11 protein-coding genes are annotated in these 8,074 nt (G+C 63.1%); 4 read left to right on the forward strand and 7 right to left on the reverse strand.

The annotated features are described in order from the left end of the window. Positions 1-675: 675 nt before the first annotated feature. Genes rpsN through rpmB form a run of 3 tightly spaced genes read right to left on the reverse strand, consistent with a single transcriptional unit; the run spans position 676 to position 1,389 of the window. On the reverse strand, positions 676-981 hold the full coding sequence (gene rpsN, locus ACIQT2_RS23825; protein WP_021474711.1) for a 30S ribosomal protein S14: 306 nt from the start codon (positions 979-981) through the stop codon (positions 676-678). 4 nt (positions 982-985) lie between these two features. Then, a complete protein-coding gene (gene rpmG / locus ACIQT2_RS23830; protein ID WP_003798558.1) occupies positions 986-1,153 on the reverse strand; it encodes a 50S ribosomal protein L33 in 168 nt (55 codons plus the stop codon). Then, positions 1,153-1,389, reverse strand: a complete 237-nt coding sequence (gene rpmB, locus ACIQT2_RS23835; protein WP_387435675.1) for a 50S ribosomal protein L28 — start codon at positions 1,387-1,389, stop codon at positions 1,153-1,155. Before rpmB ends, rpmG begins: the two co-directional genes overlap by 1 nt. A 383-nt stretch (positions 1,390-1,772) precedes the next feature. Here rpmB and ACIQT2_RS23840 point away from each other — a divergent pair, with 383 nt between their 5' ends. The 3 genes from ACIQT2_RS23840 to ACIQT2_RS23850 are packed head-to-tail and all read left to right on the forward strand — an operon-like array spanning position 1,773 to position 4,517. After that, a complete protein-coding gene (locus ACIQT2_RS23840; RefSeq protein WP_402951720.1) occupies positions 1,773-3,245 on the forward strand; it encodes a ferric reductase-like transmembrane domain-containing protein in 1,473 nt (490 codons plus the stop codon). Continuing rightward, positions 3,242-3,733 carry an FMN-binding protein gene (locus ACIQT2_RS23845; protein ID WP_402951723.1) on the forward strand — a complete coding sequence of 164 codons (492 nt, stop codon included), beginning with the start codon at positions 3,242-3,244 and terminating at the stop codon, positions 3,731-3,733. Before ACIQT2_RS23840 ends, ACIQT2_RS23845 begins: the two co-directional genes overlap by 4 nt. Continuing rightward, positions 3,717-4,517, forward strand: coding sequence for an FAD:protein FMN transferase (locus ACIQT2_RS23850; RefSeq protein ID WP_402951726.1), 801 nt, complete (start codon positions 3,717-3,719; stop codon positions 4,515-4,517). Before ACIQT2_RS23845 ends, ACIQT2_RS23850 begins: the two co-directional genes overlap by 17 nt. Positions 4,518-4,522: 5 nt before the next feature. Here the strand turns inward: ACIQT2_RS23850 and ACIQT2_RS23855 are convergent, their stop codons facing one another. Together ACIQT2_RS23855 and ACIQT2_RS23860 are read right to left on the reverse strand one after the other, a co-directional pair. Further along, complete coding sequence (locus ACIQT2_RS23855; protein ID WP_402951728.1) at positions 4,523-5,287, reverse strand: SGNH/GDSL hydrolase family protein; 765 nt, start codon at positions 5,285-5,287, stop codon at positions 4,523-4,525. A gap of 41 nt (positions 5,288-5,328) precedes the next feature. Then, positions 5,329-5,814: a MarR family winged helix-turn-helix transcriptional regulator gene (locus ACIQT2_RS23860; protein ID WP_400337856.1), complete on the reverse strand. Its 486-nt coding sequence runs from the start codon at positions 5,812-5,814 to the stop codon at positions 5,329-5,331. Between the two features lie 65 nt (positions 5,815-5,879). On the opposite strand from ACIQT2_RS23860, the gene ACIQT2_RS23865 reads away from it, so the two are divergent. Beyond that, positions 5,880-6,167: a YciI family protein gene (locus ACIQT2_RS23865; RefSeq protein ID WP_402951732.1), complete on the forward strand. Its 288-nt coding sequence runs from the start codon at positions 5,880-5,882 to the stop codon at positions 6,165-6,167. Here the strand turns inward: ACIQT2_RS23865 and ACIQT2_RS23870 are convergent. After that, positions 6,143-6,964, reverse strand: coding sequence for an SGNH/GDSL hydrolase family protein (locus tag ACIQT2_RS23870; RefSeq protein WP_402951735.1), 822 nt, complete (start codon positions 6,962-6,964; stop codon positions 6,143-6,145). The genes ACIQT2_RS23865 and ACIQT2_RS23870 overlap by 25 nt on opposite strands. Next, on the reverse strand, positions 6,961-7,791 hold the full coding sequence (locus ACIQT2_RS23875) for an SGNH/GDSL hydrolase family protein (RefSeq protein WP_402951738.1): 831 nt from the start codon (positions 7,789-7,791) through the stop codon (positions 6,961-6,963). Before ACIQT2_RS23875 ends, ACIQT2_RS23870 begins: the two co-directional genes overlap by 4 nt. Positions 7,792-8,074 lie beyond the last annotated feature (283 nt).

The raw sequence follows: 8,074 nt of genomic DNA on the forward strand, positions 1-8,074 counted from the left end.
AACAAACTTGGCACACTATTGAGTTCTCAAACAACAGACACTAACCAGCACCACCAGCAACCACACAGGCCACCAGATCGCTCCGGAGCAACTTTCCAAACTTACCCGATCAACCGAAACTTCGCAAACCAGCGTTACCGCTATTCCCGAACCGATCATCGGCCCCACCCGATAACTGACACGCTCGAAAGCGCACCGTTTTTCAGGCCGTTATCAAAGGGGGTTTGCCACCCGCGGTACCCAGCTTCACGCTGTCTCCCTCGCGGCGACTCAGAAAACATTACACGCCAACCAGCCCCCACACAAATCCACCCCAACTCCACACAAAAACCCCGAAAACACACCGCAAACCAGACCACCAACCCGACAAAAAACCCACAAACAACCAAAACCAACCCTCGTGAACCCCATCACAGCCAACCAAGAAGGGAGCGTCCGGCGGAAACGGCGATTCCGTGAGAGAGCATCCGGCGGAAACGGCGGTTCGGTGAGAGAGCGTCCGGAAGGGGAGGCGGCGATTGGGCGGGAAGGCAGGCACGCCACGGCACGAAGCACCAAGCCAACGGCACGTCAAGCACCAAGCCAACGGCGCGCTAAGCACCAAGCAACGGCGCGTTAAACACCAAAAAGGCCGGCAACCATGACGGTTACCGGCCTCTTTAGAGAGCTAGGTGCTTACCAGGAAGACTTGGTGATACCCGGCAGCTCACCCTTGTGAGCCATGTCGCGGAAGCGAACGCGGGAGATACCGAACTTCTGGAAGGTGCCGCGGGGACGGCCGTCGATCTGGTCGCGGTTACGCAGACGGATCGGGGAGGCGTTGCGGGGCAGCTTCTGCAGGCCGAGGCGTGCAGCTTCGCGGGCTTCGTCAGACGCGTTGGGGTCAACCAGGGTCTTCTTCAGCTCGAGGCGCTTGGCAGCGTAGCGCTCTACGATGACCTTGCGCTGCTCGTTGCGAGCAATCTTGGACTTCTTAGCCATGTGTTTAGCGCTCCTCTCGGAATTCGACGTGCTGGCGAATCTTGGGGTCGTACTTCTTCAGGACCAGGCGGTCCGGGTCGTTACGACGGTTCTTGCGCGTAACGTAGGTGTAGCCCGTGCCCGCAGTGGACTTGAGCTTGATGATGGGACGTACGTCCTTGTCCTTTGCCATTAGAGCTTTACTCCTCGTGCCAGGATCTCGGCGACGACCGCGTCGATGCCTCGTGCGTCAATTACCTTGATGCCCTTGGCCGACAGCGTCAGGGTGACGTTGCGGCGCAGGGACGGAACCCAGTAACGCTTCTTCTGAATGTTCGGATCGAACCGGCGCTTGTTGCGGCGGTGCGAGTGCGAAATGCTGTGTCCAAAGCCCGGCTCGGCTCCGGTCACTTGGCAGTGTGCTGCCATGACTCTCCTCCAAAAAATTTGATGTAACGGCGTGCAGGATCTTCCTGCAGTACCGTGCGACAGGCAGCGTCCGCGTCCAGTCCACATCCATCCGCAATGACGCGGCAAGAGAAGGTTTCAGAACAGGGCAGTGGAAACCACTGCAGCAGATCCTGGGATACTGGGCGAATACAGGGATGCACGCAACTTGAGCCCCTAACTACCGGCCCACGGGATGTCAGTCAGACCGACATTTACCGCCAACCGGAGCAATTGCACACGCTCCGCACTACCTAGCGCCTAACTATTCTACGGGCACGGCCAAATTAAGACCAATCAGGAATCATAAGCCCGCTCTAGCCCTTTCACAGCAGATCGAAAGGATGCGCGGCGAGTCTTGATTCATGACATCGCTACTGACACCCCGGGCTGCTGCGGAAGAACCCGCGCAGGAACCCCCTTCGCCGGCCCCGCGGACCGCACCCGCCGCCGTCGAACGCTTTAATCCACAGGCCCGACGGCGGCTGGCGAGGAGGGATGTCCTGGGCGTCCTCGCGTGGTTGTCGCCGGTGGCGGCGGTGGCCTTGTGGCTCGCCGACGGCGGCGCGACGGGCTTCACCACCCTCGCCGGAGCAGCGACGAACCTGGGCATCGTGGCGGGTTTGGTGGGCATGGACCTGGTGCTGCTCATGCTCCTGCTGGCGGCGCGGATCCCGTTCATCGGTAACACCATCGGGCACGACCGCGCACTCGAGGTCCATAAGAAGCTGGGCAAGCCGGCGTCGTACCTTCTGCTCGCCCACGGGCTCCTGATCGCGGTCGGCTACGGCATGGCCGAGGGGCTGGACCCCATCAGTGAATCAGTATCGCTCTGGGTCAACGTGCCGGACATGTGGCTGGCGTTTGTCGCCATGGCCTTGTTCATCGCCGTCGTGGTGACGTCACTTGTGGCCGTCAGGCGAAAGTTCCCTTATGAGTTCTGGTACGCCATCCATCTGCTCACCTACGCAGCCGTGGCGACGGCGATCCCGCACCAGTTCAGCGTCGGCGGCCTTTTTGCCGAAGGCACGTGGCAGCGGTGGTACTGGATGGTCTTCTGCATCGCGACAGGCGTGGCCCTCGCGTCCTACCGCGTGGTCCAGCCCATCATCGCAACCTTCAGGCACCAGCTCACGGTCAGCCGCGTGGTCCGGGTGGCCCCGGATGTGTTCAGCATCGAGATGAGTGGATTGCATCTGGAGCGTTTGTCCGGTTCCGGTGGGAGGTTCTTCTTCTGGCGGTTCCTGGCCCCCGGGTATTGGAGGGAAGCCCACCCGTTCAGCCTGTCAGCCGAGCCTGTACCGGGAGCGCCGGGCCAAGCAGGGAAACTGCGCGTCACGGTCCGGAACCTCGGAGACGGTTCGGCCAAACTGGCCCGCCTCCGTCCCGGCACCAAAGTGGCCATCGAGGGACCATACGGAATGTTCAGCACAGCTGCCCGCGCCCGCAACCACGTGGTGATGATCGGCGCCGGAATCGGCATCACACCGTTGCGATCCTTGCTCGAATCCACGCCGTTCAAGCCCGGCAACGCCACTGTCCTGCTCCGGGGGCATGACGCCTCCGAGCTCTTCCTGGGCCAGGAAATCATGGCCTTGTGCCAGGCCCGCGGCGTCACGCTCTTCCACCTGACCGGTCCCCGATCGGCCGGCAACCACCGCTGGCTGCCGCAGTCGGCGGTCCAGTCGGGATTCAACCTCACGTCCTACGCGCCGGGAATCGCCAACGCCGATGTGTACGTCTGCGGCCCTGCAGCGTGGTCGGAAGCAGTGATCCGCGATGTCACAGCTGCCGGCGTTCCGGCAGAACAACTCCACTACGAAAGGTTCGACTGGTGAGACTTCGAGCAGCAATGGCCACCGCGGTTGCTTCCGCGGGAATCCTCCTGGCGGGTTGGCAGTCCGGAGCGCACGTGGCCGACACCGGCACGGCTACCACCACGAGCCTCAGCAGCAGTGCCACGGCAGGCGGCACAGGCACGGCAGGCGGCACCGGCACGGCAGGCGGCACCGGCACCAGTTCCGGTGGCACCACCGGCGGAAGTACGACGGCGGCAACTTACGACGGCGCGGCGGTCCAGACCCGCTTCGGTACAGTCCAGGTCCAGGTGACCATCCAAGGCGGAAAGATCACCGAGGTCACCGCGCTCCAGCTGACCGATGCCGAAAGGAAGTCCGCCCAGATCAGCAGCCGGGCCGCTCCTGTGCTGCGCTCGGAAGTCCTCCAGGCGCAATCGGCCTCCGTTCAGACCGTGGGCGGCGCAACAGTAACCAGCGACGCCTACCTCACGTCCCTCCAGGCGGCCCTCGATGCAGCCCACTTCTAACGGACAGCAGCTCCGGGCCCGCACGTTCCGCAGCATGGGCACCGTGGTGAGCCTGACGGTGGCGAGCGGAAACTACGCCCAAACGGCCGTCGACGAACTCGAATCCGCCGTCGACGTCGTTGGGACCATCTTTGCCGAACTGGACCTGACGTTCAGCCTGTACCGGGAGGGCTCCGAAGCCAGCCGCCTGGCCCGCGGCGAACTGACCCTTCCGTACGCCTCCGAGTCCATGCAGGCGAGTTATGCCGAGGCGACGGAATGGCGATTGGCCACTCAAGGCGCCTTCACTGCGGAACGGCCCGACGGAATCCTGGACCTGTCCGGGATCGTCAAGGCCCAAGCCATGCGCGAAGCTGCCCTCACCTTGGCTGCCCTTGGCCTGCATGATTGGTGCCTCAATGCCGGCGGGGACGTCATTGTGAGCGGTTCTCCGGGATCGGGGCAACCGTGGCTGGCCGGGATTGTTGATCCGATGGACCGGCAGGCAATGTTGGGCGCCTATCCCCTCGGACCGGGGAGCAAAGCCGGTTTGAGTGCCGTGGCAACGTCCGGATCAGCGGAACGCGGGGAACACATTTGGGCTGTGGGCACTGCGCCACCGGAGTTCCTCCAAGTGACAGTGGCGGCAGAGGAGATCGTCACGGCCGACGTGCTGGCAACGGCAATCGTGGCCGGCGGCACGCGGATGCTGGATCTCGCCGTCGACAAGTGGGGCGTGGAGGTTTTGGCCGTCCGCAAAGAAAACACGCTGATGGCAACGCCCGGGTTCCGCAGCGCCGCCTAGGACGGCTACAGCGGCCGGACCAACTCCGGAAACTTGGGGTTCAGTCCATCCCCGGAGGACGTGCCCCGCACGCGGCGGACCACCCAGGGAACTGCGAACTCCCGCACCCACTTGGCGTTTTCCCGCACAGCCTCGGAGCGGCTCAGGAGGCGCTCCGGTGCCATCTCCGGAATCTCGATCACGTGCTCGTGCTCCAAAACCTCCAGCACGCGCTTGGCCATGTTCAGGTGCCCGGCGGTGGACATGTGCATACGGTCGGTGTCCCACATGCGCCAATCGTCGTATTCATCGAAGCGCCAGTAGTCCACCAACAAAGCCCCGTGGTGCTCTGCGATTTCGCGGACCAGTTCGTTGTAGATCGCAGTCCGGCCACGCATGGTGCTGAAGACCTTGGAACTCTGGGCATCGAAACCGGTAAAAAGGACCACCGTTGCGCCCGTCGCGCTTAACTTGGCGATGCCGGCGTCGTAATCCTGCAGCAGCGAGTCAATATCGATCTTGGGCCGCAGGATGTCGTTCGCACCCGCGTACAGGGTCACCAGAGTGGGTCTGAGTTCGACGGCGGCATCCACCTGTTCGGCCATGATCTGCCGCAGTTTCCTGCCGCGGATGGCCAGGTTGGCGTAACCGAAGCCTTCGTTGCTGCGTGCAAGCTGCCCGGCCACGATGTCAGCCCAACCGCGGACCCCATTGGGGCGGGTGGCATCGGCGTCGCCGACACCCTCCGTGAACGAATCCCCCAAGGCAACATAGCGCGCAGAAAATTCCATGCCGCCAGTCTGCCACCCGCGCACTGTGGCCTACAAAGTCCCTAGGCCTGCGCGTCCCGGAGGATCCAGTGGTTGTTGTCCAGCCGCGCCACAATCTTCTCGCCGATGCGGGCCAAATCGGCAACGTCTTCCGTGCTGAGGGAGTCCATCATGAGCGTGCGCACCGACTCCACGTGGGCCGGCGCGAGCGACACAATGGTGTTCATGCCTGCCTCGGTCAGGTGGGCAACGGTGACGCGGGCATCGCGGGGGTGCGCTTGCCGCTCCACCCATCCACGTTTCTGGAGTTTGGTGACCACGTGCGACAAGCGTGAAAGGGATGCGCTGGTGCGGGCCGCCAGCTCGCTCATCGGCAGGAAACGTCCCTCGGTTTCGGACAGCATCGCGAGCACGTTGTAATCGAACAGTGACAGTTTCCCGGCCGATTGAAGCTGCGTATCCAGTGCTGCGGGAAGCAAAGTATTGATGCTTAGCAGGGCCAACCAGGCACGGCGTTCGTCAGCGTTCAGCCAGCGGGGTTCAGTCATGGGTCCATCTTAGGAGAATCCCCGGTTTCATCAGTGTTTGACCGCCCAAACGGTAGGCTGGCCACATGTTCGTAGTCTCCTTGACCTACAAAGTTCCCGACGAAATCGTCGACTTCCACAGGCCCGGTCACATGGCCTGGCTTAAGGATGCGTTCGACGCCGGTGTGTTCCTTGCGTCCGGACGTCGCGTTCCGGCCATCGGCGGAGTCCTGCTCTCCAATGCGGACCGGATCACCTTGGATGAGTCACTGTCCAAGGATCCCTTCTACAGCAACGGTGTAGCTGACTTCGAAATCATCGAGTTCACGGCCACCAGCGTCGCCGACGGCTACGAGAACCTGCTGGATTCCTGAGGCCGTGCCTTCGCAGTACCCAGTTTCTCCGGGAGCACCACTGGCATGAGTTCCGGCCACCGCGCGCCCAGGCGGTCGCCGCTGGACACTCCACGGACCCTGCGCGAAAGCCAGGGCCCGACGTCGCGCTTAAGCCAGGAAACGTCGTCGGCGATGTTTTCCGTAAACGTCCGCGACCGCGGCGGCGGGAATGCCGGCGACGTCAGGTTGTGCGGCTCACCGAGGACTTCCAGCACCTTCTTGGCCATGTAGCAATGGCCGGGCCGGGACATGTGCAGGCGGTCGGGAGACCACATGCGCGGATCCTGGAACTTCTCGAAGCACCAATAGTCCACCAGCAGCGTCCCGTACGCGGCGGCGATGCGGCGGATGTGCCTGTTGTAGATGGCCGTGCGCAGCTTCAGCGGTTCGAGCAACGGTGAGAGCGGCACGTTGTACCCGGTGAAGAGCACCACCGTGGCGCCGCTGGCCTTGATGCGCCTTACTGCCTGTTCGTAGTCCTGCATGAGCCGGGCCAGGTTCAGGCGGGCCATCAGGAGATCGTTGCCGCCGGCGTAGAACGTGACCACTGTTGGCTGCATGGCCAGGGCCGGTTCGATTTGTTCATTGATGATCCGCTGGAGACGGCGGCCCCGAATGGCGAGGTTGGAGTAGCGGGTGGCAGGATCGTGGCGCGCGAGCTCTTCCGCCACCCTGTCCGCCCAACCGCGGCAATTGTTGGGCAAACGGAGATCGTTGTCCCCCACTCCTTCCGTGAAGGAATCGCCCAGGGCCACGAACCTTATGGGCTGCTTCACGTGTTGGCCTCTTCCATGAGTTTCTTGAGCCCACCCTTCCGGGGAACCTTGACGGGCTGCGGCCACCGCGGGCTCAGGGAATCCCCCAGCGTGACGCCACGCAGCTTGCGTCCGAACAGCGGCAGCACCCAGTCGTTGACCCAGCGGCGTTGCTTGCGTTCCCACTCGCGCAGGCCCATCCGGGTGGGCGGATCCCATTCCTTGGGCGAAATTTTGTGCGGCACGTTCAGTTGGTCCAGGACGCGCGCGGCCAAGTACTTGTGACCGGCCTTGGACATGTGCAGCCGGTCCGCTGCCCACATGCGGGGATCGTGGTAGGCGTCGAAGCACCAATAGTCCACCAGGATCGCGCCGTATTTCTCCGCGACATCGCGGACCCTCTGGTTGTACTGGGTGTTGCGCTTCTTGAACGGTTCCAGGACCGCGGACACTTTGACGTCGTAGCCGGTAAAGAGCACCAGGGTTGCACCGGTCCCGGCAAGCCTGGCGACGAAGAGTTCGTAATCGTTCAGCAGGGCTTCCATGTCCGTGCCGAAATCCAGGATGTCGTTGCCGCCGGCGTAAAGAGTGATGAGCGTGGGCTCCATGGCCAGCGCCGGTTCAAGCTGCTCATCGATGATCTGTCGGAGACGCTTGCTGCGCACGGCGAGGTTGGCGTACTCCCAGCCCCGCTCAGCCTTGGCCAACTTTTCGGCCACCCGGTCCGCCCAGCCGCGCACACCGTTGGGCAGCACGGCGCTCCGGTCGCCAACGCCCTCGGTGAACGAGTCCCCCAAGGCGACATACCGCCGTCGTACGTTCTCCCCAGCCGTGAAATCACCCCGCACGCCGCCGACGCTACCGGCCCCCGGTTAAGCCCCGGCCAACCCCACATGAACCAACGCTCTCTCACCGACCACCCCCTAAACCCCAACGCTCCCTCACCGACCACCCCTTAAAACCCCAACGCTCTCTCACCGACCACCCCCTAAACCCCAACGCTCTCTCACCGACCACCCCTTAAACCCCCAACGCTGGGTCTGTCCGATATACGGTGTGTGGGTTCCGGCGGTTTTCATTAGTTGGTGGTTCTTTCGAACCGTCCGGCGAACGTGATGGCGAACGCGTTGA

The organism is Paenarthrobacter sp. NPDC090522, assembly GCF_044769225.1.
Lineage (GTDB): Bacteria > Actinomycetota > Actinomycetes > Actinomycetales > Micrococcaceae > Arthrobacter.

What these genes read in the sequence shown, in the direction of transcription:
- rpsN (WP_021474711.1), bottom strand. Translation starts at nt 981, where the DNA reads ATGGCTAAGAAGTCCAAGATTGCTCGCAACGAGCAGCGCAAGGTCATC.
- rpmG (WP_003798558.1), bottom strand. Translation starts at nt 1,153, where the DNA reads ATGGCAAAGGACAAGGACGTACGTCCCATCATCAAGCTCAAGTCCACT.
- rpmB (WP_387435675.1), bottom strand. Translation starts at nt 1,389, where the DNA reads ATGGCAGCACACTGCCAAGTGACCGGAGCCGAGCCGGGCTTTGGACAC.
- ACIQT2_RS23840 (WP_402951720.1), top strand. Translation starts at nt 1,773, where the DNA reads ATGACATCGCTACTGACACCCCGGGCTGCTGCGGAAGAACCCGCGCAG.
- ACIQT2_RS23850 (WP_402951726.1), top strand. Translation starts at nt 3,717, where the DNA reads ATGCAGCCCACTTCTAACGGACAGCAGCTCCGGGCCCGCACGTTCCGC.
- ACIQT2_RS23855 (WP_402951728.1), bottom strand. Translation starts at nt 5,287, where the DNA reads ATGGAATTTTCTGCGCGCTATGTTGCCTTGGGGGATTCGTTCACGGAG.
- ACIQT2_RS23860 (WP_400337856.1), bottom strand. Translation starts at nt 5,814, where the DNA reads ATGACTGAACCCCGCTGGCTGAACGCTGACGAACGCCGTGCCTGGTTG.
- ACIQT2_RS23865 (WP_402951732.1), top strand. Translation starts at nt 5,880, where the DNA reads ATGTTCGTAGTCTCCTTGACCTACAAAGTTCCCGACGAAATCGTCGAC.